This window comes from Bowmanella yangjiangensis, from assembly GCF_017255015.1.
Taxonomy (GTDB): Bacteria; Pseudomonadota; Gammaproteobacteria; order Enterobacterales; family Alteromonadaceae; genus Bowmanella; species Bowmanella yangjiangensis.
In genome coordinates, this window is the sequence record NZ_JAFKCS010000014.1 from 88,508 (window position 1) to 114,507 (window position 26,000).

General features: G+C 48.1%; 31 protein-coding genes. 16 read left to right on the top strand and 15 right to left on the bottom strand.

The annotated features are described in order from the left end of the window. Positions 1–58: 58 nt before the first annotated feature. The 7 genes from hpf to J0A65_RS14450 form a co-directional block, all read right to left on the bottom strand. The gene (gene hpf / locus J0A65_RS14420) at positions 59–346 is read right to left on the bottom strand and encodes a ribosome hibernation promoting factor (protein WP_206594976.1); all 288 of its coding nucleotides are present in this window, start codon (positions 344–346) and stop codon (positions 59–61) included. A 27-nt stretch (positions 347–373) separates the two neighbouring features. After that, positions 374–1,849, bottom strand: a complete 1,476-nt coding sequence (locus tag J0A65_RS14425; RefSeq protein ID WP_206594978.1) for an RNA polymerase factor sigma-54 — start codon at positions 1,847–1,849, stop codon at positions 374–376. Between the two features lie 88 nt (positions 1,850–1,937). Further along, positions 1,938–2,663, bottom strand: coding sequence for an LPS export ABC transporter ATP-binding protein (lptB, locus tag J0A65_RS14430; protein ID WP_206594979.1), 726 nt, complete (start codon positions 2,661–2,663; stop codon positions 1,938–1,940). Positions 2,664–2,667: 4 nt separating this feature from the next. Next, positions 2,668–3,186 (bottom strand): lipopolysaccharide transport periplasmic protein LptA, encoded by a 519-nt coding sequence (lptA, locus tag J0A65_RS14435; RefSeq protein WP_206594986.1) that lies wholly within the window; start codon positions 3,184–3,186, stop codon positions 2,668–2,670. After that, a complete protein-coding gene (gene lptC, locus J0A65_RS14440; protein WP_206594988.1) occupies positions 3,170–3,733 on the bottom strand; it encodes an LPS export ABC transporter periplasmic protein LptC in 564 nt (187 codons plus the stop codon). The genes lptA and lptC overlap by 17 nt, the downstream gene beginning before the upstream one ends. Then, positions 3,730–4,287 carry a 3-deoxy-manno-octulosonate-8-phosphatase KdsC gene (gene kdsC / locus J0A65_RS14445; RefSeq protein WP_206594990.1) on the bottom strand — a complete coding sequence of 186 codons (558 nt, stop codon included), beginning with the start codon at positions 4,285–4,287 and terminating at the stop codon, positions 3,730–3,732. The genes lptC and kdsC overlap by 4 nt, the downstream gene beginning before the upstream one ends. Positions 4,288–4,307: 20 nt before the next feature. Next, positions 4,308–5,264, bottom strand: a complete 957-nt coding sequence (locus J0A65_RS14450; RefSeq protein WP_206594997.1) for a calcium/sodium antiporter — start codon at positions 5,262–5,264, stop codon at positions 4,308–4,310. A 280-nt stretch (positions 5,265–5,544) separates the two neighbouring features. Here J0A65_RS14450 and mlaF point away from each other — a divergent pair, with 280 nt between their 5' ends. From mlaF to murA, 7 genes are read left to right on the top strand one after another with little or no spacing between them, the layout of a single operon-like run. Further along, complete coding sequence (mlaF, locus tag J0A65_RS14455) at positions 5,545–6,342, top strand: phospholipid ABC transporter ATP-binding protein MlaF (RefSeq protein ID WP_206594999.1); 798 nt, start codon at positions 5,545–5,547, stop codon at positions 6,340–6,342. Continuing rightward, on the top strand, positions 6,342–7,118 hold the full coding sequence (mlaE, locus tag J0A65_RS14460; protein WP_206595001.1) for a lipid asymmetry maintenance ABC transporter permease subunit MlaE: 777 nt from the start codon (positions 6,342–6,344) through the stop codon (positions 7,116–7,118). The genes mlaF and mlaE overlap by 1 nt, the downstream gene beginning before the upstream one ends. Before the next feature lie 14 nt (positions 7,119–7,132). After that, positions 7,133–7,600 carry an outer membrane lipid asymmetry maintenance protein MlaD gene (gene mlaD / locus J0A65_RS14465; RefSeq protein ID WP_206595003.1) on the top strand — a complete coding sequence of 156 codons (468 nt, stop codon included), beginning with the start codon at positions 7,133–7,135 and terminating at the stop codon, positions 7,598–7,600. Positions 7,601–7,635: 35 nt separating this feature from the next. Then, positions 7,636–8,289, top strand: coding sequence for an ABC transporter substrate-binding protein (locus tag J0A65_RS14470; protein ID WP_206595010.1), 654 nt, complete (start codon positions 7,636–7,638; stop codon positions 8,287–8,289). Continuing rightward, a complete protein-coding gene (locus J0A65_RS14475; protein WP_206595012.1) occupies positions 8,286–8,585 on the top strand; it encodes an STAS domain-containing protein in 300 nt (99 codons plus the stop codon). The genes J0A65_RS14470 and J0A65_RS14475 overlap by 4 nt, the downstream gene beginning before the upstream one ends. Positions 8,586–8,615: 30 nt before the next feature. Continuing rightward, positions 8,616–8,873: a BolA family protein gene (locus tag J0A65_RS14480; protein ID WP_206595014.1), complete on the top strand. Its 258-nt coding sequence runs from the start codon at positions 8,616–8,618 to the stop codon at positions 8,871–8,873. 3 nt (positions 8,874–8,876) lie between these two features. Beyond that, on the top strand, positions 8,877–10,133 hold the full coding sequence (gene murA / locus J0A65_RS14485; protein WP_206595016.1) for a UDP-N-acetylglucosamine 1-carboxyvinyltransferase: 1,257 nt from the start codon (positions 8,877–8,879) through the stop codon (positions 10,131–10,133). Between the two features lie 40 nt (positions 10,134–10,173). Here the strand turns inward: murA and J0A65_RS14490 are convergent, their stop codons facing one another. From J0A65_RS14490 to J0A65_RS14500, 3 genes are all read right to left on the bottom strand, one after another. Further along, positions 10,174–11,265 (bottom strand): trypsin-like peptidase domain-containing protein, encoded by a 1,092-nt coding sequence (locus J0A65_RS14490; RefSeq protein WP_206595017.1) that lies wholly within the window; start codon positions 11,263–11,265, stop codon positions 10,174–10,176. Between the two features lie 148 nt (positions 11,266–11,413). Beyond that, positions 11,414–12,787, bottom strand: a complete 1,374-nt coding sequence (locus tag J0A65_RS14495; RefSeq protein WP_206595019.1) for a DegQ family serine endoprotease — start codon at positions 12,785–12,787, stop codon at positions 11,414–11,416. An 81-nt stretch (positions 12,788–12,868) separates the two neighbouring features. After that, entirely contained in the window at positions 12,869–13,306 is a 438-nt protein-coding gene (locus J0A65_RS14500; protein ID WP_206595021.1) for a ZapG family protein, read from the bottom strand. A 234-nt stretch (positions 13,307–13,540) separates the two neighbouring features. Here J0A65_RS14500 and zapE point away from each other — a divergent pair, with 234 nt between their 5' ends. The 8 genes from zapE to J0A65_RS14540 all read left to right on the top strand — a co-directional run bounded on the left by zapE (position 13,541) and on the right by J0A65_RS14540 (position 19,792). After that, a complete protein-coding gene (gene zapE, locus J0A65_RS14505; protein ID WP_269814672.1) occupies positions 13,541–14,644 on the top strand; it encodes a cell division protein ZapE in 1,104 nt (367 codons plus the stop codon). 273 nt (positions 14,645–14,917) lie between these two features. Next, positions 14,918–15,346 (top strand): 50S ribosomal protein L13, encoded by a 429-nt coding sequence (gene rplM, locus J0A65_RS14510; RefSeq protein ID WP_188693734.1) that lies wholly within the window; start codon positions 14,918–14,920, stop codon positions 15,344–15,346. A gap of 13 nt (positions 15,347–15,359) precedes the next feature. Next, positions 15,360–15,752 (top strand): 30S ribosomal protein S9, encoded by a 393-nt coding sequence (rpsI, locus tag J0A65_RS14515; protein WP_206595029.1) that lies wholly within the window; start codon positions 15,360–15,362, stop codon positions 15,750–15,752. Between the two features lie 240 nt (positions 15,753–15,992). Beyond that, on the top strand, positions 15,993–16,586 hold the full coding sequence (gene petA, locus J0A65_RS14520) for a ubiquinol-cytochrome c reductase iron-sulfur subunit (protein ID WP_206595031.1): 594 nt from the start codon (positions 15,993–15,995) through the stop codon (positions 16,584–16,586). Between the two features lies 1 nt (position 16,587). Continuing rightward, positions 16,588–17,853 carry a cytochrome b gene (locus J0A65_RS14525; protein ID WP_206595032.1) on the top strand — a complete coding sequence of 422 codons (1,266 nt, stop codon included), beginning with the start codon at positions 16,588–16,590 and terminating at the stop codon, positions 17,851–17,853. Further along, on the top strand, positions 17,853–18,590 hold the full coding sequence (locus J0A65_RS14530) for a cytochrome c1 (RefSeq protein ID WP_206595033.1): 738 nt from the start codon (positions 17,853–17,855) through the stop codon (positions 18,588–18,590). Before J0A65_RS14525 ends, J0A65_RS14530 begins: the two co-directional genes overlap by 1 nt. Before the next feature lie 159 nt (positions 18,591–18,749). Then, a complete protein-coding gene (gene sspA / locus J0A65_RS14535) occupies positions 18,750–19,382 on the top strand; it encodes a stringent starvation protein SspA (protein WP_206595034.1) in 633 nt (210 codons plus the stop codon). Between the two features lie 20 nt (positions 19,383–19,402). Then, positions 19,403–19,792: a ClpXP protease specificity-enhancing factor gene (locus tag J0A65_RS14540; RefSeq protein ID WP_206595035.1), complete on the top strand. Its 390-nt coding sequence runs from the start codon at positions 19,403–19,405 to the stop codon at positions 19,790–19,792. Positions 19,793–20,026: 234 nt separating this feature from the next. Here J0A65_RS14540 and J0A65_RS14545 read toward each other — a convergent pair whose 3' ends face one another. The 4 genes from J0A65_RS14545 to J0A65_RS14560 are packed head-to-tail and all read right to left on the bottom strand — an operon-like array spanning position 20,027 to position 23,334. Next, entirely contained in the window at positions 20,027–20,608 is a 582-nt protein-coding gene (locus J0A65_RS14545) for a BON domain-containing protein (RefSeq protein WP_206595036.1), read from the bottom strand. A 2-nt stretch (positions 20,609–20,610) separates the two neighbouring features. Then, entirely contained in the window at positions 20,611–21,204 is a 594-nt protein-coding gene (locus tag J0A65_RS14550; RefSeq protein ID WP_206595037.1) for a phosphoheptose isomerase, read from the bottom strand. Further along, entirely contained in the window at positions 21,201–21,560 is a 360-nt protein-coding gene (locus J0A65_RS14555) for a YraN family protein (protein WP_206595038.1), read from the bottom strand. The genes J0A65_RS14550 and J0A65_RS14555 overlap by 4 nt, the downstream gene beginning before the upstream one ends. Further along, a complete protein-coding gene (locus tag J0A65_RS14560) occupies positions 21,547–23,334 on the bottom strand; it encodes a penicillin-binding protein activator (protein WP_206595039.1) in 1,788 nt (595 codons plus the stop codon). Before J0A65_RS14560 ends, J0A65_RS14555 begins: the two co-directional genes overlap by 14 nt. Positions 23,335–23,459: 125 nt before the next feature. Between J0A65_RS14560 and rsmI the strand changes: the two genes are divergently transcribed. Next, a complete protein-coding gene (gene rsmI / locus J0A65_RS14565) occupies positions 23,460–24,311 on the top strand; it encodes a 16S rRNA (cytidine(1402)-2'-O)-methyltransferase (protein WP_206595040.1) in 852 nt (283 codons plus the stop codon). On the opposite strand, the gene J0A65_RS14570 is transcribed toward rsmI, so the two are convergent. Continuing rightward, the gene (locus J0A65_RS14570) at positions 24,308–25,762 is read right to left on the bottom strand and encodes a hypothetical protein (RefSeq protein ID WP_206595041.1); all 1,455 of its coding nucleotides are present in this window, start codon (positions 25,760–25,762) and stop codon (positions 24,308–24,310) included. The genes rsmI and J0A65_RS14570 overlap by 4 nt on opposite strands. Positions 25,763–26,000 lie beyond the last annotated feature (238 nt).

A 26,000-nucleotide genomic window follows, 5' to 3' on the forward strand; every position in this document is an offset into this window, starting at 1 on the left:
TGCGTTTTTTGTCTGTGTGGCCATAAACAGGCTAAGCCTGTTTATGGCATCAGTGGGCCTAATGGCGTTTCATCTTTTCCTTATGCTTGAGCACCTGGCGATCAAGCTTATCGATAAGACTATCAATGGCAGCATACATATCAGTATGTTCGGAAATAGCAAAGACTTCGGTACCGTTCAAATGTAATGTAGCCTCCGCTTTCTGGTTCAGCTTTTCGACATTCAGAATGACATGAACATTATTAATGTGATCGAAGTGTCTCTCCAACTTAGTAAATTTACTATCAACGTAGTCGCGAAGAGAATCGGTGATTTCAACGTGATGACCAGTAAGGTTGATTTGCATAGTGCCTCTTCCTTTTGTTGGCGAGTCTTAGAGCAGACTCTTGCGTTGGTTAGATGGGGGAATCGATAGTGATTCCCGGTACTTGGCGATTGTTCGCCGGGCAACCATAATGCCTTGGTCGGCTAACAACTGCGCAATTTTGCTATCACTAAGTGGTTTGGCAGGTTTTTCTGCCGCCACCAGTTTCTTAATCAGAGCCCGAATAGCGGTAGATGAACATTCCCCGCCGCTTTCGGTTGCTACGTGGCTGGAGAAGAAATATTTCAGCTCATAAATGCCGCGTGGCGTATGCATATATTTTTGCGTGGTTACTCTGGAAATGGTGGACTCATGCATATCTACCATTTCTGCCACATCGTTCAATACCATAGGCTTCATGGCTTCCGGGCCGTATTCAAAGAACCCTTGTTGCTGCTGAACAATACAGTTAGCGACCTTCAGTAAGGTGTCATTGCGGCTTTCCAGACTCTTGATAAACCATTTCGCCTCTTGCATGTGGGAGCGAATAAACTGGCTGTCGCTGGAATTTCGCGCATTGCGGCTCATGGCGGCATACTGCTGGTTAATACTCAGCTTAGGTAAGCTGTCAGGGTTCAGCTCTACCATCCAGCGCCCATTTTTCTTGGCAACAGATACGTCCGGTATAACGTATTCCGGTTCGCTGGTGACAATGGCACTACCAGGGCGTGGATTGAGCGTTTGCAGTAACCGCAGTGCTTCGCGTAATTCTTCTTCTTTAAGACGCGCCTTGCGCATCAAAGTTCGGTAATCTTTGGCAGCCAGCAGATCGCTATATTCATTAATCAATGCTTTGGCTTCTTCCAGCCAAGGCGTGTCCGGTGCAAATTGACGCAACTGCACCAGCAGACATTCCTGCACTGAGCGCGAGCCTACTCCAACCGGATCAAACATTTGAATGCGCTTCAGTACACATTCAACTTCATCCAGTTCCACCTCTTCGTCTTCAATATCCAGGCTTTGCAGGATATCTTCAGTGCTGACTGTCAGGTATCCGGATTCATCAATACTATCGATGATGGCGATGGCAATGGCAGCATCGGTTTCACTGAAAGGGGTCAGACGCATCTGCCAAAGCAGGTGATCCTGAATATTGTCAGAGGTTTCCCCCTGGTAAATGGCATCATCATCACTGGCTGTAGAAGACGATGCGGGGGCCGAAGAGGCGCTGTAGTATTCATCCCAGGTGGTATCTACGGGTAACTCATCGGGCAGTTCCTGCTTTTCCAATGCGTCGCCGGCTTCCAGGTTCTCGCTATGCTCGCCATTGGAAAGCGATTCATTATCGGGACTATTTAAATCCTGCGCGTCTCCGACAGAGAAGTCCTGTCCGTCATCCGCTTCCAACAATGGGTTGGAGTCCAGGGCCTCCTGGATTTCCTGCTGTAGATCCAGCGTAGACAACTGAAGCAGGCGGATAGCCTGTTGCAGTTGCGGCGTCATCGTGAGCTGCTGGCTGAATTTTAGTTGTAATGCGGGCTTCATCTACTTCTTATTATGTTCCAATGGCCTTTCAAAATATTGATATGGGCGTTTTAGCAAAGGTCAAGGTACCCTGCGGCATACGCCTTAACTATAGCCTGAATTGTTCTCCGAGGTATACATCTCTCACCTGCTTGTCATTCAACACCTGTTCGGCACTACCTTCGGCGATTAATTCACCATGGCTGACAATATAGGCTTTCTCACATACATCCAGGGTTTCACGAACATTGTGGTCGGTGATCAGAACGCCGATTCCTCTGTCTTTGAGATGGTGGATAATTTTTTTAATATCGCTGACAGAGATAGGATCTACACCGGCAAAAGGCTCGTCTAACAAAATAAAGCGAGGATTGGCAGACAAGGCTCGGGCAATTTCAACCCTGCGCCTTTCACCGCCGGATAAGCTCATGCCGGTGCTATGCCGGATATGGTTAATATTGAACTCATCCAGCAGGGCATCGGCTTCTTGTTCGCGTTGTTCCTGATTCAGCTCTTTACGTGTTTCCAAAATGGCCATCAGGTTTTGATATACCGTCAGCTTACGAAAAATGGATGATTCCTGTGGTAAATAACCTATGCCGCGACGGGCACGAACGTGCATAGGTTCGTGACTGAGTTCTTCGTCGTCGATAAAAATTTGGCCTTTATCCATGGGTACCAAGCCAACAATCATATAAAAAGAGGTTGTCTTACCCGCACCATTGGGCCCCAGTAGACCAACTATCTGTCCGGCGCTGACTTGCAAACTGACATCACGTACCACCTGGCGGTTTTTGTAGCTTTTGGCCAGATGTGAGGCCTTCAAGGTGGGCATGCTGTTACTTCTCCTGCACGGGTTTTTTCTTCGGTTCAGGCTGGAATATTGTCTCTACGCGACCATCTCCGTCATCTGAACCTTGCGCAACCAACTGCTCTTTCTCCATGTTGAATTCGATTTTATCACCGCTGACACTGCTACTGTTTTGATGTAGCTCAGCATTTCCGCTAAGTGTCAGTGTGCGTTTTTCTACATGGTATTCGATATGGTTTGCCAACGCTCGAATGCGACTACCATCTGCCATGGTTTGCTGATATTCGGCAGGATTACCGCGGGCGATAAAAATTTCCCGGCCTTTGCCCTGCTCTGCATTTACTTCCACTTCACCCGCTTCAATGCTGAGTGACCCCTGAGTGATTTTTACATCTTCCCGAAAGATGGATATTTTGTTGATGCCATCTCCGGACTGGAATTTAGAGGCCACGCGGATGGGTTCATTGAAGTCCTGATTGATGGCATTGGCAGCGGCGCTGAGTAGCAGAGCGGTCAGCAGCAGGTTCAGTTTAGTTGTCTTTGCCATAGATGGTCTCTACGTGATCCAGTAATTCAAATTGTTTGTTATTCATATCAGCACTAAAACCATTGCCGCGAATGGTGTAATTGACGCCTGAAATAGTCACGGGCTGGTCTGAATGCATGATCTTGTTGTTGAGATCGATTTCAATAAAGCTGGTATTGATGGTTTGTAAAATGCCGTCTTCACTGAGACTGCGGATCTCAACATTGGTTTCCAATTGGATGCGGTTGTCTTCATATAAGGTGCCTTCCTGGGCGGTAATTTCCCAAGGGGGCTCTTCAGCCTTCACAAACACGCTGTATTGAGGCTGTTGAAACAAGGTAAAACCCAGAGCTTCATAATGTTCCATGACGGTAGCATGGATACTATGAGTGAGAACCCCTTCCTCGTTATACAGGTTGGTTTGCATATTGCGCGCCTGATAATTCGGCTGCCATACATCTTCCTTGGGTTTGTTTGTCTGGGGTTGTTCGCTGTCCTGCCACCAGTTGTAGTTGGTGGCCACAATCAGCAAGAACAGCAGAAGTATACTTAAGGTTAAGCGGTTCATACGCTGCTGCCGTGACTGATGGTTAGTTTATCCTGGGCCTGCAGGAGTAGGTCACAAACCTCGCGCACTGCCCCAAAGCCACCCGTACACTGCGTAATGTAGTCAGCTTGTTGCTTTACAAAAGGATGACCATCGGGCACCGATATGCTCAAAGCGGATAGCTCAAACATGCTCACATCCGGCATGTCATCTCCCATAGCGGCGACCTGCTCAGAGGTTAATTCAAGTTCCGTCATCAGATTTTGCAAGGCGAAGCCTTTGTTTTCCTCTCCCTGAATGATATGTCTGATGCCTAAGGCGCGCATTCTATCTTCGACAATGCGGGATTTTCGGCCGGTAATCACGGCAACTTCCACGTCTATATTCATTAGCGCTTTTACACCGTAACCGTCTCTGGTATGAAACGCTTTTAACTCTTCGCCGGCGTTACCCAAATAAATTCGTCCATCCGAGAAAATTCCGTCTACATCGCAAACCAGCAAACAAATAGCTTTGCAGCGCTCGAACAGGCTGTTGTCGATGTGGCCATAGAGGGTCGAAACTGGGCTTGTCATTCAATGTACTTTTGCGTGTTTTAAGTTTGAAACAGACTGGTTTGATACGCTAGGTAGCAAGCCAGCAGCAATCCGCCTTGCCAGCGTTCTACACGTCGGCGTTCTTTTATGGCGAAGCAAAACAATACAAGTAGCAGGGTTAATACCAACATTACTGGCATATCACGCTGCATGGCCTGAGGATCTATGTAACCCGGGGCCAACATTCCTGGCATGGATAAAACCGCCAGTATATTAAAAATGTTGGAGCCCAGAATGTTTCCTAAGGCTAAATCATCTTCTTTCTTGAGTATTCCGGCAACACTTGTTGCTAACTCGGGCAAGCTGGTACCTATGGCGACAATGGTTAGCCCAATGACTAAATCACTGATGCCTAGAGTTCTGGCAATATGTGTGGCGGAATCTACCATTATATGGGCACTAAGTGGAAGTAACAGTGATCCTGCCAGCAGCCATATCACTGCTTTTGCGCTGGATAATCGCGGTAATTCTTTATCCACCTCTGTGTTGAGGGGGTCAGCTTTATCACTTCGCAGAGAAAGCCAAGCTAGCAAACCAATGACCAAAAAGAACAGAAGCAATAACAACAGGCCTTCCCGATACCCCAGCACACCATCCCAGAGTAAATATGCCGCCAGCAAGGATACCAAGAGTAAAATTGGCATTTCCCGACGCAGCGTTGTGGAGGCTATTTGCAGCGGCCGGAGCAAGGCTGCAATACCCAGTACCAAGCCAATATTCGCTATATTAGAACCAATGGCGTTGCCGACTGCTGTGTCGCGGCTACCTGCCAGTGCAGCACTGACCGACACCATAATTTCAGGCGCGGAAGAACCCATAGCCACAATAGTTAATCCTATGAGTAATGGAGGCAGTCCAAAATTCTTTGCCAATGCCGACGCCCCGCAAATAAAGCGTTCAGCACTCCAACTCAGGGCTATCAGGGCGCCCAGAAAGAGTAAAAACTCAATGATCACGGACTGTTCAACTCCGTCCCTGTCGACACGTAATGGGATTGTCGCAAAAAGCCAGGGATTTTCCTAATCCGGGGAATCATAGATTGCCTAAGTAAACACTTGCGTTTACAATTTGCATCTGACCGTTCAAATGCAACGTGGAATAATGAGTTGTTCTACGATTTTCGAACAATTAGAACACAACTTATTACTTTTTAGCTTTGTTGCAGTTTCATGAAAAACATTACAATGCGCCATGTTCTGGTTGTTCGGACCTGAAGCCCGGTGAATGGATGAGTAGATGGAAGACTTGGTAAATGTAGACAACCTGACGTTTTCTCGCGGTAAGCGGTTAATTTATCAGGACATTTCTTTGCGTCTCGCCAAAGGAAAAACCACGGCCATTATGGGCCCCAGTGGTATTGGGAAAACCACCTTATTGAAACTGATTGGCGGTCAGTTGCGCCCCGATAGCGGAGAGATACTCTTCAAGGGCGAGTCTATCCCAAAAATGCGCAGGTCGCGCTTGTTTGAAGTGCGACGTCATATGAGCATGCTGTTTCAAAGTGGCGCACTGTTTACCGATATGACGGTATTTGACAATGTTGCCTTCCCCCTGCGAGAGCACACCAGGTTGTCTGAGGATTTAATTCGACTGCTGGTGTTGATGAAACTGCAGGCCGTAGGGTTACGCGGTGCGGCAGATATGATGCCCAGTGAATTATCTGGCGGCATGGCCAGGCGAGCAGCGCTGGCCCGTGCTATCGCTTTGGATCCTGAACTTATCATGTATGACGAACCCTTTGCTGGACAGGATCCTATTTCCATGGGGGTCTTAGTTAAGCTAATTAAGGAATTAAATAACGCCTTAAATTTGACCAGCGTGGTGGTAACGCATGATGTGACTGAGGTCATGTCCATCGCCGATTATGTGTACATCCTGGCAGACAAAAAGATTATAGGGGAAGGGACCCCAGAACAGATTCGAACTCATGAATCGCCTTTGGTGCAACAGTTTCTGCTTGGCCGCGCTGATGGTCCCGTGCCTTTTCATTTTCCAGCCCAAAGTTTGGAACAGCAATTATTGGAGAAACGTTGATGGAATGGTTTGCACGCCTGGGCAGGTCTACATTAGAGACTTTGGCTGGCGTTGGGCGGGCTGCTTACGTGTTATTTGGCGCACTGGTTGCCAGACCTCAGTTGAAGAATATTCCCCTGACGATCAAACAGATCTATTTCGTTGGGGTGCAGTCTTTATTGATTATTGTTGTTTCTGGTGCATTCATCGGCATGGTGATGGCCTTACAAGGCTATACGGTACTAGTGGATTACGGGGCTGAAGAAAGCCTGGGTCCTATGGTGGCGCTGTCCCTGCTGCGTGAGTTGGGGCCTGTGGTAACCGCATTATTGTTTGCTGGTCGTGCTGGCTCTGCGCTGACGGCTGAGATCGGCTTGATGAAGGCCACCGAGCAGTTGAGTAGCCTTGAAATGATGGCAGTAGATCCATTACGCCGGGTGATCGCCCCGAGGCTATGGGCTGGTATTATCGCTATGCCAATGCTGGCAGTAATTTTCAGCGCGGTAGGCATATTAGGTGGTCAGGTTGTTGGGGTCGATTGGTTAGGTGTTGACGCTGGTAGCTACTGGTCTGTTATGCAAGCGTCTGTTGAGTTTGAGAAAGATGTGGGTAACGGCATTATCAAGAGCCTGGTCTTTGCAGTTATCGTAACTTGGATTGCGGTATTCAAAGGCTATGACTCTGTTCCTACTTCTGAGGGCATCAGCAAGGCGACAACTGAGACTGTTGTGTATTCCTCTCTGGCTGTGCTGGGAGTGGATTTCGTTTTAACCGCATTGATGTTTGGTACGCATTGACAGGGGATTGGGCAATGAATTCTAGAAAAGTTGAAGTATTGGTTGGGATATTTGTCGCTATTGCCGCTGCCGCCCTTATTATGCTGGCCCTGAAGGTGGCAGACAGGGGCATCAGTGGCAATGGTGAGACTTATGTGCTGAAGGCCAAGTTTGACAACATCGGTGGTTTGAAAGTGCGCTCACCAATTAAGGTCGGCGGCGTGGTCGTTGGCCGAGTGGGCAGCATTAGTCTGGATGAAGATGATTTTAGCCCTGTGGTGACCTTGGTGATAGGTAAAGAGTTCGACAAGTTTCCGGCCACCAGTTCGGTGTCTATTCTTACCTCTGGGCTTTTGGGTGAGCAATATATTGGGCTGCAACCTGGTTTTATGCTGGAAGAGGATGATGTCCTCAAACCCGGGCAGTTTATCGAAGATACCAAATCGGCATTGGTACTGGAGGACTTAATTGGCCAGTTCCTGTTTAGCCGAGGTAACGATTAAGCCCCAGATTTTTTTAGTTTGCGTGGAGAGTATATATGTTAGTTAAGAAGCTGATGAGCTGGTTTGCCGTAGCAACACTGGTTTTGTCAAGCCAGGTATTTGCACAGGATCAGGATGATCCCTATCAGTTGTTGTCCTCGGTGGCTACCAAGACCTTTGACCGCATCAAATCAGAGAGGGGTGAAATTAAGGCTAATCCTGAAATTTTACGTGAGATCATGGAGCAAGAGCTGCTGCCTTATATTGATTACAAGTTTGCAGCGCTTAAAGTCTTAGGTAAGCATTTCAAGTCCGTGCCCAGAGAACGTATTCCTGAATATGTGCAGGTTTTTCGCGACTATCTGGTAACCACCTATGCCTTGGCAATGGCACAGTATGATAACCAAACCGTTGAGTTTGAACCCAATCGCGGTGAGGTAGAAGAAGAGCGTGTCGTTACCGTGCGTGCGTTAGTCAAAGAGGAAGGCAGACCTGATATCAAGCTTGCCTTCAAGGTACGTAAGAGTAATAACACAGAGCAATGGAAAGCTTACGACATGGTAGCTGAAGGTATCAGTATGCTGTCCAGCAAGCAGAGCGAATTGGAAGGAATCATTCGTCAGGACGGTATTGATGCCGTAATCAAACTGATGAAAGAGAAGAACGCTCAACCCATTTCCCTGCAGAAGATTGCCGAAGGTAGTGCATGAGTGCACTGAATATTGAGTTCGCTGACTCACCGGGCGTTTGTCGCCTGGTGGGTTCGTTGACCCTCGACTATGTTATGGATCTGGAAGCTCAACAAAGCGCGCTTTGGCAGCATAAACAACTGACCCTTGATTTAGCTGATTTGCAGCAATCCGATATGGCTGGGCTGGCCTGGCTGGTTAGGTTGGTTGGTGAGGCCAGACTGCGCGGCGTATCAATGCGTTTTACCAATCCGCCAGATACTTTACTCAAGTTGGCAAAAATCAGCGACGTAGACAAGCTTTTACCGTTAGAATAACCAGCCTGTGCCACAGGCTGGAAGTTTCTTATGCCAATCAGTCAAATCGAACAGTTGCTCAAGGATGCCCTGGAGCTTAACGAACTGTACGTCAAGGGAGAAGGCTCCCATTTTCAGGTTATTGCCGTATCCGCTCAATTCGACGGAGCCAGCCGGGTCAAAAAGCAACAGATGGTCTATGCCCCTTTGTCTGCGTTGATTGCCGATGGCACTGTACATGCACTATCTATCAAAGCGTTCACACCAGAAGAATGGCAGCGTGAGCGCAAGTTTCTGATGCCGGAGTGAGCAATGGATAAGCTGTTGATTAAGGGAAACGGACCACTCAATGGAACCGTGAGGATTTCTGGTGCTAAAAATGCTGCACTGCCATTATTGATGGCAGGTTTGCTGACGGAAAAGCCTTGTGTTTTTACCAATGTGCCAGCATTGAGAGATGTTAGAACCACCCTGGCTTTGTTGGGGCAGCTAGGTGCAAGGGTGAGTGTCGAGGCTGATAAGGTCAACATCGATGCCAGTGAGATCACTAACCTGATTGCTCCCTACGATCTGGTCAAAACCATGCGCGCTTCGATCCTGGTGCTGGGACCCTTGCTGGCAAGGTTTGGACGCGCCCAAGTGTCCTTGCCTGGTGGCTGTGCAATTGGAGCGCGTCCCGTGAACTTACATCTGAGCGGCTTGGAATTGATGGGCGCCAAGATTGAAGTGGAGTCTGGCTATATTTCGGCGCATGTTGATGGTCGCTTACAAGGTGCCAATATCTTTATGGATATGGTCAGTGTTGGTGCAACCGAAAACCTGATGATGGCTGCCGTATTGGCCGAGGGGACAACCATTCTGGAAAATGCGGCAAGGGAACCCGAGATTGTGGATTTGGCAAACTGCCTGAACAGTATGGGGGCTAAGGTCAGTGGTGCCGGCACAGACAAGATTGTCATCCAAGGCGTGGAAAGCCTGAACGCTTGCCATCATAGTGTATTGCCTGACCGTATAGAAACCGGCACCTTTTTGGTTGCAGCTGCGGCGACGGGAGGGAAAGTTCGCTGTGAGCATGCAGCACCGGACACTCTGGATGCGGTGATTAGCAAGCTTAAAGAAGCGGGCGCCAAAGTCACCTATGGCGATGACTGGATTGAGCTGGACATGCAGGGGCAGCAGCCCAAAAGTGTCAATATCAAAACGGCACCACATCCAGGCTTTCCCACTGATATGCAGGCGCAGTTTGTGGCTCTCAATTGCGTGGCGTCGGGCACTGGTGTGGTGACTGAAACCATCTTTGAAAATCGTTTTATGCATGTGCCTGAATTACAGCGCATGGGCGCGAGTATCGACTTAGAAGCAAACAGTGCGGTATGTCGTGGCGGCTCCAAACTAAAAGGTGCTCAGGTCATGGCAACTGACTTACGCGCATCCGCAAGCTTGGTCATTGCTGGTTTAGTTGCTCAAGGTGAGACACTGGTTGACCGAATTTACCATCTTGACCGTGGGTATGAGCAGATTGAAGTAAAGCTTGGCGGTCTAGGAGCCAAGATTCAACGGGTGCAGTAATCCTTGGGTCTAAAAAAGCCGCTAATTAAGCGGCTTTTTATTAGCTGCTGGTCAGCTCCGATATGGTGACGGTAACATTCAGGCGTTGTCTGCTTTCGCCTCGCAGTAGTTCGAAATCTAAAGTTGAACCCGGTGGCGTTTCTGCGACTTGGTCGAGGGTTTTAAAAGTACTTTCGATAGGTTTACCGTTGATGGTAATCAGTGTATCACCCACTTTTATACCTGCCCTGGCGGCCGGTCCTAATGGATCAACACCGTTGACAAGAATGCCCGATTCGCCCAGAAATTCTGTACCGCTGATGCCCAGATATCCGCGAATTACTCTGCCATGGGCGATAATGTCATCCATCACGCGTTTGGCCAGTGCATAAGGCACCGCAAAGAATATCCCTGCGACATCTTTTACTCTATGGTTACGATCTAAGGTCTTAAAATTAGCGTTGTTAATACCTACTAGTGTGCCATTGCTGTCGACCAGCGCACCGCCTGAATTTCCTTCGTTGAGTACAGCATCCATTTGAATAAAGTCGGCATAGTTGGCGTTACTGACGTAATTGCTTAAGCCGCCACGGCCGGTGGCACTAATGATACCTTGGGTGATGGTTTGCCCGAGGTTATAGGGATTGCCAATGGCTAACACCAAATCACCCACTTGCGTTTCATATTCACTGCTTTGCGGAATAACTGGGAGATTCTGGTCGTTTACTTTTAACACTGCCAGGTCGGTATGTGGGTCCTGGCCGACTAACATGGCTTCCAATCCGCGCCCATCCTGAAGTACCACAGTGATGCGTTCTGAACCCTTGATAACGTGATAACAGGTGAGAATATGTCCGTTTGACGTCATTAATACACCGGAGCCGAGGCTGGTGCGCTCGACAGGTTGACGACGATATAACAATGGACGGCTGTCGTAGCTGGTGCTGTAAATGTTCACTACAGCTGGGGCTGCTTTGTTTATGGCGCTGCTGAAGCTCAATGGGGCGGTGCTAAAACCCTGCCGCTGGAAAAGTCCCAGGGAAAGAGAGGTTGAATTACGCAATTCAGGGAGGAGCAACAGCAGTATGCCAGCTACAAAAATGCCGAGTAGGATGGATTTGATTAGGAAATGTAGCCAGCTAGTCTGTTTCACAAATGTGTTAGGTCAGTCAAAACTGACCTGAGGATAGCATTGTCGTGTGCCTGATGACAGTCTGTTTAGGCGCTATAAAGTAATACAACGTCTTGTTATGCATAAAAAAGGCCGCCATTGGGCAGCCTTTTAGGCGCTGCGAGCGGTGTTAACGAATAACCAAATATAAGGAGGCTTTTCCTCGTTTTATATTCAATGCGATAACCCCTTCGTTATCCCGCAGGTAATTGCGTAATTCGCTGACGCTCTGGATACGCTGGCGGTTAATACCGACTATCACGTCGCCATTTTGCAAACCAAGGCGTTCGGCAGGAGAGCGATTGGCAATATCCGATACCAATACACCGCTGAGCCCATCCTCAGACTTACCGTCCGACAGGTTTGCTCCTTCTAATACGGGGTGAATCTCACTCGCTGATACATTGGCACTGGTATAGTCCCCTAGCGTGACTTCTACGTTCTTGCGCTTGCCTTCACGCAATAAGCCCAGCTTAATCTTGGTGCCAGCACCAAGCGTACCAACCTTAGCACGTAACTCGGTGAAACTGCGGATATCTTTGCCATCAATAGAAAGGATAATATCGCCGGGCTCAATTCCCCCTTTTTCGGCTGCCGAGCCACTATTAACTTCCCGTACAAATGCACCCTGGTGCACATTTAAATCCATCGCCTTAGCAAGCTCAGAGTCTAAATCACCACCAATAATACCAAGTAACCCGCGACGTACTTCGCCGAACTCTTTAAGTTGGTCTGACAGGTTTTTCATCATGTTGGAAGGTATGGCGAAACCTATGCCGACATTTCCGCCGTTAGGACCGTAGATAGCGGTGTTAATGCCAACCAACTCACCACGCAAATTAACCAGTGCACCGCCAGAGTTACCACGGTTGATGGCTGCATCGGTCTGAATAAAATCTTCATAACCTTCTATATTCAAACCGCTACGTCCCAGAGCGCTAACAATGCCGGATGTTACCGTTTGCGTCAGCCCGAATGGGTTACCTATGGCGACAACAAAATCACCAACGCGAAGCTTGTCTGAATCTGCGATAGGCACTGCCTTGAGGTTATCGGCTTTTACCTGCAGCAATGCAATGTCACTTTGCTCGTCAGAGCCGATTTTTTTGGCTTCCAGTTCACGACCGTCAACCAAAGTCACAGTGATCTTGTCCGCTTGGTCAATCACGTGGTTGTTGGTAATGATATAGCCCTTTTCGGCATCAATAATGACGCCAGATCCCAATCCCCTAAAAGGCCTTTCCTGAACCTGCTCGTCAGGCGCATTAGGACCAAAGAAGAAACGAAACATTTCCGGAACACGTTGACGTGAAACCTGAGTGCCCGCCACGGATATGCTAACGACCGCGGGCTTGACATCCTCCAGCATGGGGGCCAGAGAGGGGACTTTGTCATCGTCCCCGAAAAACGGGATGGCGGCAGAGGTTGTGAAGGACGTGCTGGCCAGGGCCAGCGCACTGATGGCAAATACCTTGGTGAAGTTTCGTCCAAAGGCTGTTTTCATCGCTGTTATTTCTCCAGGCTAATTCAAGGACAAAAGTAATCAACAGACACAGTGGGCGGGCATAAAGTTCAACGAAAAAGGTTATTCACCTGTAGACGATGAGCTTTTTGCTGTGCCTTTAAACAATCCGGTTCCGGCTTTAGCATAATCACGAGGCTGATAATCGGTAGTTTGATTCACCGGACGCTGAACTTGGCTTTGGTTACGCAGGTAGGCTGCAGCCTGCTCGCCGAAATAGTTCATTTGCGGCTGTTCGGGATCATGGCTTGTTTGCGTAAGCAAAGACTCGTAATTCTCCAACTGCTCTTTTAGCAACTGGCTTTGCTGTTCAATGGTGGCCAATAACTGACGGCTTTCGCTGATATGGATGGCGGCTTGCTCTGACATCAGGCGCTTAAGGTCTTGCTCAATGGCCAGGCCAGATTGCGTATCTGAAGATGCCTTCTGACTGAATTTTGCTGCAAAAAAACCAATAATGCCGCCACATACCAGCAACAGTAACCCTACAATCCAGTCCATAACTTCTCCTAAACACGAATCGATAGTAACAGGTACATGCTGTACCGGCCTTGTGCTGCCAGCGAACGAGCCACTTGCCTGAAAAATTCGACAAGCAAGGCAGATTTTGCCAACAACACTCTTTACTTAATAATACCCGCTACGCAAACTATGCGGCCAGTTTATTTTATTTCAAGCGTTCAGGGCGGTTAAACACTGCGCCTATAGAACGACTTCATTGACGGATTGAGTAGCATGTTATCTATGACGCCATGGCAAAAATATCAGAGCGATCTGGAATCACCGGATTTTTTTGCTGATGCGGCGCAGGAGAATGCTGTCAGACACCTGCAGGTATTATATGACCAGCTAGTAGCGGTGAAGCCAAAACGTGGCCTGGCTGGCAAGCTCTCAGGTATGTTGGGCAAGAGCAAGCAAAAATCCATTCAAGGTCTTTATTTTTGGGGTGGGGTGGGCCGGGGTAAGACCTATTTGGTTGACACCTTTTTTGAATGTTTGCCCTTTGAAAAAAAGATGCGCATCCATTTCCACCGTTTTATGCATAAAGTGCATCATGAGCTTAAAGGACTGGCTGGCCAATCTGATCCGCTGAAAACCGTTGCTAAACGCTTTGCTCAGGAAGCAAAGGTCATCTGTTTTGATGAGTTTTTTGTATCAGATATTACCGATGCGATGATTCTGGGCACCTTGATGCAGGAGTTATTCAGTCATGGCATTGTATTAGTCGCTACCTCTAATATCGTTCCCGATGAACTGTACCGAAATGGTTTGCAAAGGGCGCGTTTTTTACCTGCCATTGCGCTGATTAAGCAGCATTGCCAGGTGATAAATGTGGATAGTGGCACTGACTATCGTTTACGTGCGCTAGAACAGGCAGAGATTTATCATTTCCCGCTGGATAAGGCCGCCATTGATAATCTGAACACCTATTTTGGGCAACTTGCGCCAGAAGAAGGTCGCCAGAATTTATCTATCGAAGTTGAGGGACGGCAAATCCAGAGTTTGCGCGAAGCGGATGGCGTGCTGATGATAGAATTTCGTGCATTGTGTGATGGACCGCGCAGCCAGGCCGACTACATGGAGCTCAGTCGTTGTTATCACACAGTGCTGTTAGCCAATGTAGAGCAAATGGGGCAGTCGGTGGATGATATTGCTCGCCGCTTTATTGCCATGGTCGATGAGTTTTATGAGCGTAATGTGAAGCTGATTATGTCTGCCGCGGTACCGCTCGAAGATTTATATACTGAAGGGCGTCTTAGCTTCGAATTCAAGCGCTGTCTGAGTCGCCTGAAAGAGATGCAATCCCATGAGTATCTGGCCCTGCAACATCTACCATAAAAGGGTAGATAACCAAGTAGATGCCAGTGGTCTGAGAAATTTCACTGTAAACCTTAACAGTAGTGCTCTCTGGCCAACGTTTTGCCTAAAATTTACCCTCGCCTTTTGCAATAACTTCTGTATAATGCGCGCCCTGCCCAGTTACAACTGCCGCCTTGGGAAGGCGGGACAATCGGCTTGCTCGAAGGGGCAAATACACCGATTTAGCAGCTTACTGGCAGCACTACTGCTGGTAAGCGCGAGTAACTAATTGAATCTTTTGGGTAAGTTAAAATGAAAACTTTTGTTGCTAAGCCAGAGACGGTAAAACGTGACTGGTTCGTGGTTGACGCCACAGACAAGACTCTTGGACGTCTGGCGACTGAAATCGCTCGTCGTCTGCGCGGTAAGCACAAGCCTGAGTACACGCCTCACGTGGACACAGGTGACTACATTGTGGTTATCAACGCTGATAAAGTACGCGTAACTGGTAATAAGACCAAGGACAAGATGTACTATTCCTACACAGGCTACGTTGGTGGTCTGAAGGAAACCACTTTCGAAAAGCTGCAAGCCCACAAGCCTGAGCTGATCATCGAAAGAGCGGTTAAAGGTATGTTGCCTAAAGGTCCTTTGGGCCGTGCGATGTTCCGCAAAATGAAGGTCTACGCTGGTTCTGAGCATGCACATGCAGCTCAGCAGCCACAGGTTCTGGATATTTAAGGAGCATTGAGTTATGGCAGATAATCAATATTACGGTACTGGCCGTCGTAAAAGCTCCACTGCTCGCGTATTTATTCGCCCAGGCAGTGGTAACATCACTATCAACAAGCGCACTATCGAAGAATTCTTCGGTCGTGAAACTGCTCGCATGGTAGTACGTCAGCCTCTTGAACTGTTGGAAATGACTGACAAGTTTGACCTATACATCACCGTTACTGGTGGTGGTATCAGCGGTCAAGCTGGCGCTATCCGTCACGGTATTACTCGTGCTCTGATGGAATATGACGAAGCACTGCGTCCGGCCCTGCGTAAAGCTGGTTTCGTGACTCGTGATGCTCGTGAAGTTGAGCGTAAAAAGGTCGGTTTGCACAAAGCTCGCAGACGTCCTCAGTTCTCCAAGCGTTAATTTACGCATCGAGATACAAAAAACCCGGCTTTTGCCGGGTTTTTCTTTTTCTATACTGTCTGCTGCATTTTTGCTCCAACTAATACCTTGTTTTGCCCATCATTTCCTTGTGTTTTGAAGGGGTTTTCTTTTATCATTTCCCGCTAAAATATAACCCCCGAAAATTTCCTGTAACATTTGCAGATCCAAGAAGACAAATGGTCAGGAAATACACTAAATCCAACCTTTGGAGAAAAGTGGATGAGCAATGCGCCAGTAGATAACAGCAGGCGCCGATTCCTGACGATTGCCACCTCAGTGGTAGGCGGCGTTGGGGTGGCGGGTGCCGCTGTGCCATTTATCGCTTCCTGGAATCCCAGCGCCAAAGCCAAGGCTGCCGGAGCTGACGTGGAAGTGGATATCAGCAAAGTTGAACCAGGTCAGTTACTTCGTGTCGAATGGCGCAGTAAACCGGTTTGGATCGTTCGCCGTACTCCAGAGCTGCTCGCAGAGCTGGGTAAGCACGAAGATCTTTTGAAAGATCCGGCTTCTGAAGAACCTCAACAGCCAGAATTTGCCAAAAACCAATATCGTTCTTTGAAGGAAGAGTATTTGGTACTGGTAGGTATCTGTACTCATTTGGGTTGTTCTCCTCAGCATCTGAAAGACGGTGCTTTCGAAGAACAGGTAGAGGGCGTGCCGGATGGCTTCTTCTGTCCATGCCATGGTTCCAAGTTCGATATGGCAGGCCGCGTATTTTCGGGGGTTCCGGCTCCACTGAACCTGGTTGTTCCGCCTTATATGTATATTGACGACAATAACATCCTGATTGGTACTCAAGAGGGGGCGGCATAATATGTGGCAAAATTTATTAGACTGGATTGAGTATCGTATTCCCATGATGCGTGTGGCAAAAATGCACGCCATGGAATATCCAGCCCCTAAAAACATGAACTTCTGGTACGTGTTTGGCTTTTTGGCCACCATCGTACTGGTAAACCAGATTGTTACTGGTATCTGGTTGACAATGAGCTTTGAGCCGTCAGCAGAGCGTGCTTTTGCCTCTGTTGAATACATCATGCGTGAAGTAGATTACGGTTACATTATCCGCTACATGCACAGTACGGGCGCGTCGGCTTTCTTTATCGTGGTTTATCTGCATATGTTCCGCGGTATGATCTATGGTTCCTACCAGAAGCCACGTGAATTACTGTGGTTATTCGGTATGTTCATCTATCTGGCACTGATGGCCGAAGCCTTTATGGGTTATGTATTGCCTTGGGGTCAGATGTCTTACTGGGGTGCTCAGGTTATCGTATCGTTGTTTGGTGCCATTCCGGTTATTGGTGAAGACCTGACTGTTTGGATCCAGGGTGACTACGTGATTTCAGGTGCGACCCTGAACCGTTTCTTCGCTTTACATGTTATTGCTTTGCCTTTGGTGATTGTCATTTTGGTCTTCTTGCATATTGTTGCCTTACACGAAGTTGGGTCCAACAACCCTGATGGCGTGGAAGTGAAGCGTAAAAAAGGCTCACTGAAGGAAGAAGAAAAAACTAAGTTCAAAATGCATGAGTACTATACCAATAAGTACGACATCATTGATGACGTGGTACCTTTCTTCCCACATATTGTTTTGAAAGACCTGGTGGCATTCTGTGTGTTCCTGCTGGCATTCTGCTACGTGCTGTTCTTTAAGCCTGAGATGGGTGGTTACTTCCTGGAAGCACCTAACTTTGAAATTGCCAACCCACTGAAGACCCCTGCACACATCTTCCCTGTATGGTACTTCACACCTTTCTACGCGATTTTGAAAGCCGTACCAGATAAGTTGTTCGGCGTAATTGCCATGTTTGCTGCCATCATCATGTTAGCTCTGCTGCCTTGGATTGATCGCGGAAAAGTGAAGTCCTGGCGCTATCGTAGTGGTATCCATAAGTACAACCTGATCGTATTTGCTATCGTTTTTATTTTCCTCGGTTATTTAGGCGGAACACCGCAAGAGCCTTGGAAAGTGACAGCTTCGCAGATTTGTACTTTCCTGTACTTCGCTTTCTTCGGCCTGCTGTGGTTGTACAGTAAGAACGAGAAAACTAAGCCACTGCCAGAGAGGATAGGTTAATGAAGAAACTTGTTGTTCTATTCGGCCTGTTGGTGCCATCTCTTGTATTGGCTGCTGGCGGCGGTGATGTGCATCTGGACAAAGCACATATTGACCGCACAGATAAGGCATCGCTGCAAACAGGTGCAAAGTTATTTATGAACTACTGCCTGGGCTGCCACCAAACTCAATACCAGCGTTATCAGCGCACTTTTGAGGATATCGGTGTGCCACTAGACCTGGGTCAGGAAAACCTGCAGATAACTGGTGACAAAGTAGGTGATTACATGAAAAGCGCGATTCCTAAGGAATCTGCTGCTAAGTGGTTTGGTGCCCCTCCTCCAGACTTAACCTTGGTTGCCAGGGTGCGAGGTGCAGACTGGCTGTATACCTACCTAAGAAGCTTCTATGCTGATCCAAGTCGTCCATTTGGCGTCAACAATAAGGTCTTCCCTGAGGTAGGCATGCCTCATGTTTTGCAAGAGCTGCAAGGGGTACCTTATGACCAGCACGAAGAGCGCATGATAGATGGGCAGATGCAGTCTGTTTATGTTGGTATTAAGGCTGATGGCACGGGCATGCTGAGCCCTGAAGAGTACGACAAAGCGGTATTGGACCTGGTTAACTACTTGGTTTACCTGGGCGAACCCGCCAGACTGGAAGCCGAGAGTATTGGCCGCTGGGTAATTGTGTTTATCCTTGTGCTATTCGTCTTTGTTTATTTATTGAAGAAAGATTATTGGCGTGATGTGCACTAATTAGGCACAAATTCCTGTATAATCGCAAAAGGGCAGTGTGGTGAATCGCACTGCCCTTTTTTAACGTTCTGGTAGATGCCAATTTTATTAGTTAAATCAGCGTGTTGTGATTTTATTAATAAAATTGGCGTTCGATTTTTGGTTTTTGGAGGAGTGTGAATGGCCTTAGCCGCGAACAAACGTTCGATAATGACTTTATTCTCGGATACGTTAGACATCTATAGTCATCAGGTACGCATAGTATTGGCAGAAAAAGGTGTCGGTGTAGAGATTTGCTATGTAGATCCAGCAAATCAACCCGAAGACCTGATTGATTTGAACCCCTACGGTACGCTGCCTACTTTGGTCGACCGTGAATTGGTGTTGTACCGTTCGCATATCATTATGGAATATCTGGACGAGCGTTTTCCTCACCCGCCACTGATGCCTGTTTACCCGGTATCTCGTGGGCAAAGCCGACTGATGATGCATCGTATCGAACAAGACTGGTACAGCATTGCCGAAGGCATTCTGAAAGGGACCGGAGATATTGCAGCTGCGCGTCAGGAGCTGCGCGAGAACATTTTAGCCTTAGCGCCATTGTTTGCGGACAATCCGTTCTTTATGAGCGAAGAGTTTAGCTTGGTTGATTGTTACCTGGCTCCATTGTTGTGGCGTCTACCTGCGTTGGGAATTGAACTGTCCGGCGCTGGTGCTAAGGAAGTGAAAGCCTATATGAATCGGATCTTCGATCGTAGCTCATTCAAGGCGTCACTGACTGATCAGGAACGTGAAATCCACAATCCGTTGTAAGTATGGACGCTACTATACCCATGGCCCCCAATAAGCCCTATTTGCTTAGGGCGTTCTATGAGTGGATAGTGGACAACGACCTGACTCCCCATCTGGTCGTTGATGCCACAGTGCCAGGAACATTGGTGCCTCAAGAGCATGTCAGAGATGGTCAGATTGTTCTGAACATCTCTCCAAGCGCCTGCGGTAAACTCCAGCTAGGCAATTCAGACGTAACCTTTGATGCACGCTTTGGCGGGGTCGCTCGTCGCCTGGAGGTACCCCTCCAAGCCGTGCTGGCAATCTATGCCAGGGAGAATGGCGCTGGCACAATCTTTAGTCAAGAAGAGGGAATGGACGATTTACCTCCGGAACCAACTCCTCCACCACAGCCTGCCAAAGGCCGACCACAGTTGAAAGTGGTTAAGTAGAGAGAAGCTGATTGATGCTTTCTCGAATAGGCGAATAATAGCTAGGAGTCTTGAGGCAAGGGGAGCACTATTGGTCGCTGGATTTACGGCCAGTCACTCAATGTGGGTTTCACAACGAAGTTTTAAGTAGGTAATTAGTTACCAATAAATAAAAGCCACCTTCTAAAGAAGGTGGCTTTTTTACTCTTTGCGAGAGTTAGTATTGCTCTTTGTTTAATATCATCACAGTTAAGTTTATAAGTACTCAAACGCCTTTATAACTTTTGTTACGCCATTAATATTTCTGACTATCTCCACTGCAATGTTGGCCTCTTGCTCATTCACCAGTCCCATCAGAAAGACTTCTGAATCCTCGACGATGACCTCGATATGCAAACCGTCTACACGTTTGTCGGCAACCAGGTTTGATTTGACCTTAGTGGCTAACCATACATCGTGGGCGCGCACAGATGCCGGCGTTGGGCTGCCAAGGCGTAGTTGATTATGCAGGCGATTAACTTGAGGCAAACTCTCGGCTAATTGCTGAGCCTCTCGTTTTAATTGCTCGTTGGGCACCTGGCCTACCAGCAGTGTGACGCCGTTGAATACCTCAACATTAATATGGGCCTGGCCTTTTAACTGCTCATTGGTACTTAGCTTACTGGCGATGCGAGATTCCAAAGTGGCGTCATCCAACTGCGTGCCTACCGTACGTCTGTCATGTGCAACAGAAGCGGCACCCACACCGGCGCCGACAATAGCTACAGCACATCCGGTTAATTGGCTGGTCGCCAGTAACAGGGTGGCAATCAGGCATCCTTTTGTCGTCGTTTTCATCTTTATTCTCCACTATGGTCGGGGAACAGGCAGTCATCAATTGCACAGCACAAGGCATGGATTACCAATAAGTGTACTTCTTGTATCCTGGGGGTTTTATTGGAGGGCACGCGAATTTCCACATCATTTGGGCCAAGCAGTCCTGCCATTTCGCCGCCATCCTTGCCTGTCAGAGCAATAATAGTCATATCACGGCTCAGGGCCGCTTCCATGGCCATAATGACATTGCGCGAATTACCACTGGTTGAAATGGCCAGCAGAATATCGCCACTTTGCCCCAGGGCCCTTACTTGCTTGGAAAATATTTCATCATAACTGTAATCGTTGGCAACGGATGTGATGGTCGCACTGTCACAGGTTAGTGCTAACGCGGGTAAACTCGGTCTGTCGCGGTCATAACGATTCAGTAGTTGTGAAGCAAAATGCTGAGCATCTCCGGCAGAACCACCATTGCCGCAGCATAGTATTTTATTGCCGGCAATCAACGCCTGAACCATCATGTAAGTGGCGCGCTCTATCATGTCGGGCAATATCTCGATGGCTGCAATTTTAGTTTGAATGCTCTCTGTGAAGTTGGCTTTAATGCTTTCTATCATACGTACTTAATCCACTGAATCTGCTGCCCGTCTATTGCTACCACATCAATTCGGTGGGCGATACTTGCTGGGTTTAGTTGGTTGGCACAAAGGTAATGCTGCAAGGCTGCTTCAAACTTTCTTCTTTTATGCATATCGAAATATTCAGCAGCATTGCCATGAGTTTGTTTAGTCCGGTATTTAACTTCAACGAACACCAGTTCCTGATTTTCCCGCATAATTAAATCAATTTCACCGGCTTTGCAGCGATAGTTGCCTTGTATGTATTTTAACCCTTGGGATTCCAGGTAGTGGCGGGCCCGCTGCTCGGCGTCCCGGCCAAGTATTCCTGATAGCTGTTGCTTAATCCATTGCAAGGCGGACAACCTTTTCCTGCTCTACCTTTCCTAACGGCAGGCTGCGGCGTAGTTGATGATGCTCATCCATTCTCAATGTACCGGTAAGCCCTTGTATGGTCATTTGTGGTACTTGCGCCATATGCACAAGCGTTGGCAACAAACGGTAAGCGTCGTAACCCATAGCAAACAGGCGATTTTGTCCATCATTGCGTTGAGGCCAAAGTTGCTTGTTGAGTTCCTTTAGAACGCTATCTCCACCCGGCAACATCCACGGCATGTCAACAAAGGTCATATGGCGAAGGTCACGCAGACTGTTCCCTCCAAGCTCTTGGCTGAAGCTCCGTGAGGATGCATAAACTGGCACCATCTCTGCAAACGGACTAATACTGGATTCGATTATGGGGTTGAGTAATTCTGTTTGTGCTGCGTTGGCAAAGATGACAATGGCATCCACGTCCCTGCGATTACGAGCGAAAGTATGTACTTCCTCTTTCGCTAATCTCTCTACTTGTTTGATTCTTTGTTTGCTATGGCTGACATCTAACAGTCCCTCCATGGCGTTGCGCATGGACTTGTTGTCGGTAAATGACACCTGCTTGGGAGCGGGACGTCCTGTGCTTTGCCACTTTTCAGTAAAGCTGCTCGCCATTCGTTGAAACACCGCGCGGTCGGCATTGACAACCAACGGGGATTTATAGCCCTTTTGACTGAGCAATTCAGCCAGTTGCTCTGCCTCGTCTTCCGGTGCCAGAGAGTAAAAGTAACGGCTGGCTTGTTTAACGGGTTGGTCCGGCCTGTTCAGTGCTAATACAGGTAAGTTATCCGGCAACTGTGGTAGCAAAGTATCAAGGTTTTCCTTAAGCAGTGGACCAATAACAAAATCGAATTGTTGGTCCATATTTGCCAAGGTTTGTTCATTAAGGGAGAGGGTGTCAACAAAACTTACCTGGGCTTTATGTTCACTTTGATCAGCAAAATACGCTGCTAAAATCCCTTCCTTCAATGCTTCACCCTGATTGGCCAGGCGACCTGATAGGGGGAGGATGACAGCGATTCGTTGTGGCTGCACTGAAGGTGATTGTAGTAGCGGTTGCAGATCCGCAGGTAAAGGCAGGTTATGGCGTGTCTGCCACTCGAGTAATTGACTGGACAACGCCTCACCGCTATTGGTACGGGCGATTCTGGCTAACTGTAGCCAGGGGGATAGTGGTCCCTGAAAACTGCCAGGAGACGAGATTGCTTTATCTGGCGTTTGCTGTACCAAATGCCAGATTTTTTCCTGCAGCTCACTTTGTTTATCTGGTTGCAAAGTGCTCAGTTCAGCAAGATTATTGGCAGCTGTGAGGGTGTCGCCCTGCTGCTGAGCTATTTCGGCGCTTAAGGCTAATCGCTTGGGTAGCAGCTGCAGATGTTGACTGACAGCCTGAAGACTCTGCTCAGCAAGTTGCCAGTGGCCCAGATTGGCAAGGCATCGTGCTTGCAGGAGGTGTGCCTGATCCTGCTGTTCAAATTCTTCTAACCTCGGTAGGAGAGGCTTAAGAAGTTTCAGACTGCTGTTGCAATCGCCTTCTTGCATGAAAGCCGTTGCCGCATCTAGCAGCAGACGCTTTTGTTTTACTAGCGGAGATATTCTTGCCTGTTGCAGATACTGCTGCGCAGTCAATGCCACAGGTATTTGTTTCTCATCAGATTTTACTTGCGGGGTTTCACGTTGATGAACTTTAGGTGCGGAGCTACAAGCACATAAGACAGTAATAGCAATTCCGTATGTAAGCGTTCGCATGCGAGACATCAGTGATCCTGCACTCTTTATATAGGGTTGTGAGCAATTCTACCTCAGCTTCAATACAAATCACACGTATGCAAACGCCCTCTAGCAGGTAGAATAGGCCTTTGCTCATTTATCTGGCCTCTGACATGCAACACTCTGACACCCAAAAAGGTTGCCTTTATATAGTCGCAACGCCCATCGGAAACCTTCAAGATATCAGCCAACGCGCCTTGCACGTTTTAGCCGAGGTGGACTTGATTGCTGCGGAAGATACCCGTCATAGTCAAAAGTTGCTGAGTCACTACCAAATCAATACCCGCCTTTATGCTCTGCATGATCACAACGAAAAGCAACGCGCGGAACAGCTTTTGTCAAGACTGGAGCAAGGGATGAATCTGGCCTTGATCAGTGATGCGGGCACACCGCTAATTAGTGATCCTGGCTATGCCTTGGTAAATTTGTGTCGAAATGCTGGAATTCAGGTGGTACCCCTGCCTGGTCCCTGCGCGGCCATTACCGCATTGTGTGCGGCGGGGCTACCTACTGATAAGTTCACCTTCGCTGGTTTTTTACCGGTAAAACAGGTGGCCAGAAGGGAGGCGCTGGCTTGTTTGAAAAGCGCTGAAATGACAACAGTATTTTATGAAGCACCTCGAAGAGTGGAAGAGACGTTGGCAATGCTCGTTGAGGAACTGGGAGAGAGCACAGCAGTAGTACTGGCCAAAGAGCTGACTAAAACCTTTGAGACCTTTTGTAGCGGCACAGCAACGCAGGTTTTGGATTGGTTAAGGGAAGATGCCGTGCATCAGAAGGGGGAGTTTGTTCTGATGGTTGGTCCGGCGGAACAATCCAATCTGGATATTCCTCCTGAGGCAGTATCGCTGTTGACTCTACTTATGCAGGAATTGCCCCTGAAAAAGGCTGCAGCCTTGACGGCTAAACACTATCAACTGAAGAAGAATGAGCTTTATCAATTAGGATTGGAATTGTCGTCTTAGTTTGATAAACGATTGGTCTTATTCCACAAGTTCTGGTGTTTGGCATAGGAAAAAAAGGTATAGGGATGCCAGCAGTTGGGGATGAGAGCCAGTTCTTTGCGCTCCTCAAAATTGGACACCAGCTTGCTGAGGATCTCCAGTAAGCGTTCCTTGCTCATAACCTCAAGCTTCTTTCTTGCCTGTGGGTAATAAAGATTGTTGTCGACGCCAATCAAAAGATCGTGGCCAAGACCAGTAAACTCTAGGTTTTTAGTGGCAGAACGACAAATGGGAACGGACGGGTTTTCGGGATATAAGCCATTCACGATAGCATATTCATATCTGTCTAAGTCCCGACGGTCAGAGTCTTTGGGTATATAGGTGATGCCAAAACCCTGAGGAAAATGTCCCACCACTCGAATGAAGCTTTGCACCGCTTTACCGTTAAGGGCGTCTTTCTCTGCCGCTTTTTCCAACACCAGGGTGGCCTTGGGGAGGGTATCGTAGGCTTGTCCAAGCTTAGTAGAAAGCACCACAGAGGTATAAACCTGTGGGATCTTGAGTAAATTTCCTATTGTCTGGCGCGGGTCAAGGGATGACTTAATTAGCGTCATAACGAACTTAAGCTTGTCTTTTTCCGCCTCGTTGAACAGCTCTCGTTCTTGCTTGGAGTTGCCCACATAGCTTCCGCAGCCAATACCATCTTTTAGATAGTTAATGGTGTGCTGATAGCTAAGTTTGAGCATCTCCTGGCGCTCTTCTCTATCCAGGGTGCGGAATTCATCTTCGCTACCATCCGGACCTTTGAGAATAGCCTGTACGTCAGGATGGCTTTGTCCCACATCCTGAAGTAGCGCTGTCATCAGCAAAGGGACTTTAACGTAAAGCCGGAAAGGACATTGATTGGCTTCGTCTTTACTCTTGGCGTTGACTACCCGTTTCTCAAAGTGCTTTAGCACGTAGGGGTTACTAATCTGCTTGTCTGCCAACATGGCATCCAGCAACAGCAGGCACAACGTCGCCTTGTACAAGTGTTTACTCTTTTGATTGAACAGTGCGACCTTGCGATGCTCCGTTTGAGTCGTGAGTAAGATGGTGCCGAGCAAACGGGAAAAGTTACGAGCGCTTTCGTCCTCAGAGATCGCGTCGGTTAAATCTAGGATCTGCTCACAAACCTGATGAAGCTCTTTATAACGTTGTAACCGGCCTTCTTCGCTGTGCTGATTGAAACGCTTGAGCTTACCTTGAGCGTCTTTGTGGCGGGCTTCCCCCCGGCTTGAACTGGCATCCTTTGTGCTGGCCACCTGTTGTTTTAAATCTTGCAGTTGTTCACTCAGACCACTTTGCATTGCGAAATAGTCTGCAGCCTGCTCATACAGGGAATCCTTGATCGGGGATTGGTCATGCACTTTCTTTATCAGATTGCGCACGCTTTTGGTGTAGTGACTTTCACCTATCAAGGCTTTATTCATGGTTTAAGATAAGTTACCCAACATCAGGACAGCACTTTAGCAGATATTGCAAGTTGTTGCTTAGTCAAACGAATTTTCCCGCAAATCTGGATAGCTTAGTTAGCGCAACAATGGATGAATGATAAAAAAAGCCAAGGGTTACTCGAATCATTTGCTGCTTTGCAGTACACTGCGCGCCGGAGTTGGCCAGGCAATCGTCGCTCGCGCAAGCGGGGGGAGGAAAGTCCGGGCTCCATAG

What these genes read in the sequence shown, in the direction of transcription:
- lptC (WP_206594988.1), bottom strand. Translation starts at nt 3,733, where the DNA reads ATGAACCGCTTAACCTTAAGTATACTTCTGCTGTTCTTGCTGATTGTG.
- J0A65_RS14550 (WP_206595037.1), bottom strand. Translation starts at nt 21,204, where the DNA reads ATGATAGAAAGCATTAAAGCCAACTTCACAGAGAGCATTCAAACTAAA.
- J0A65_RS14570 (WP_206595041.1), bottom strand. Translation starts at nt 25,762, where the DNA reads ATGAATAAAGCCTTGATAGGTGAAAGTCACTACACCAAAAGCGTGCGC.
- zapE (WP_269814672.1), top strand. Translation starts at nt 13,541, where the DNA reads ATGTTATCTATGACGCCATGGCAAAAATATCAGAGCGATCTGGAATCA.
- J0A65_RS14545 (WP_206595036.1), bottom strand. Translation starts at nt 20,608, where the DNA reads ATGAAAACGACGACAAAAGGATGCCTGATTGCCACCCTGTTACTGGCG.
- mlaE (WP_206595001.1), top strand. Translation starts at nt 6,342, where the DNA reads ATGGAATGGTTTGCACGCCTGGGCAGGTCTACATTAGAGACTTTGGCT.
- J0A65_RS14530 (WP_206595033.1), top strand. Translation starts at nt 17,853, where the DNA reads ATGAAGAAACTTGTTGTTCTATTCGGCCTGTTGGTGCCATCTCTTGTA.
- murA (WP_206595016.1), top strand. Translation starts at nt 8,877, where the DNA reads ATGGATAAGCTGTTGATTAAGGGAAACGGACCACTCAATGGAACCGTG.
- lptB (WP_206594979.1), bottom strand. Translation starts at nt 2,663, where the DNA reads ATGCCCACCTTGAAGGCCTCACATCTGGCCAAAAGCTACAAAAACCGC.
- J0A65_RS14500 (WP_206595021.1), bottom strand. Translation starts at nt 13,306, where the DNA reads ATGGACTGGATTGTAGGGTTACTGTTGCTGGTATGTGGCGGCATTATT.
- mlaF (WP_206594999.1), top strand. Translation starts at nt 5,545, where the DNA reads ATGGAAGACTTGGTAAATGTAGACAACCTGACGTTTTCTCGCGGTAAG.
- J0A65_RS14425 (WP_206594978.1), bottom strand. Translation starts at nt 1,849, where the DNA reads ATGAAGCCCGCATTACAACTAAAATTCAGCCAGCAGCTCACGATGACG.
- J0A65_RS14480 (WP_206595014.1), top strand. Translation starts at nt 8,616, where the DNA reads ATGCCAATCAGTCAAATCGAACAGTTGCTCAAGGATGCCCTGGAGCTT.
- mlaD (WP_206595003.1), top strand. Translation starts at nt 7,133, where the DNA reads ATGAATTCTAGAAAAGTTGAAGTATTGGTTGGGATATTTGTCGCTATT.
- rplM (WP_188693734.1), top strand. Translation starts at nt 14,918, where the DNA reads ATGAAAACTTTTGTTGCTAAGCCAGAGACGGTAAAACGTGACTGGTTC.
- hpf (WP_206594976.1), bottom strand. Translation starts at nt 346, where the DNA reads ATGCAAATCAACCTTACTGGTCATCACGTTGAAATCACCGATTCTCTT.
- J0A65_RS14470 (WP_206595010.1), top strand. Translation starts at nt 7,636, where the DNA reads ATGTTAGTTAAGAAGCTGATGAGCTGGTTTGCCGTAGCAACACTGGTT.
- J0A65_RS14525 (WP_206595032.1), top strand. Translation starts at nt 16,588, where the DNA reads ATGTGGCAAAATTTATTAGACTGGATTGAGTATCGTATTCCCATGATG.
- petA (WP_206595031.1), top strand. Translation starts at nt 15,993, where the DNA reads ATGAGCAATGCGCCAGTAGATAACAGCAGGCGCCGATTCCTGACGATT.
- rpsI (WP_206595029.1), top strand. Translation starts at nt 15,360, where the DNA reads ATGGCAGATAATCAATATTACGGTACTGGCCGTCGTAAAAGCTCCACT.
- J0A65_RS14495 (WP_206595019.1), bottom strand. Translation starts at nt 12,787, where the DNA reads ATGAAAACAGCCTTTGGACGAAACTTCACCAAGGTATTTGCCATCAGT.
- sspA (WP_206595034.1), top strand. Translation starts at nt 18,750, where the DNA reads ATGGCCTTAGCCGCGAACAAACGTTCGATAATGACTTTATTCTCGGAT.
- kdsC (WP_206594990.1), bottom strand. Translation starts at nt 4,287, where the DNA reads ATGACAAGCCCAGTTTCGACCCTCTATGGCCACATCGACAACAGCCTG.
- rsmI (WP_206595040.1), top strand. Translation starts at nt 23,460, where the DNA reads ATGCAACACTCTGACACCCAAAAAGGTTGCCTTTATATAGTCGCAACG.
- J0A65_RS14560 (WP_206595039.1), bottom strand. Translation starts at nt 23,334, where the DNA reads ATGTCTCGCATGCGAACGCTTACATACGGAATTGCTATTACTGTCTTA.
- J0A65_RS14475 (WP_206595012.1), top strand. Translation starts at nt 8,286, where the DNA reads ATGAGTGCACTGAATATTGAGTTCGCTGACTCACCGGGCGTTTGTCGC.
- J0A65_RS14540 (WP_206595035.1), top strand. Translation starts at nt 19,403, where the DNA reads ATGGCCCCCAATAAGCCCTATTTGCTTAGGGCGTTCTATGAGTGGATA.
- lptA (WP_206594986.1), bottom strand. Translation starts at nt 3,186, where the DNA reads ATGGCAAAGACAACTAAACTGAACCTGCTGCTGACCGCTCTGCTACTC.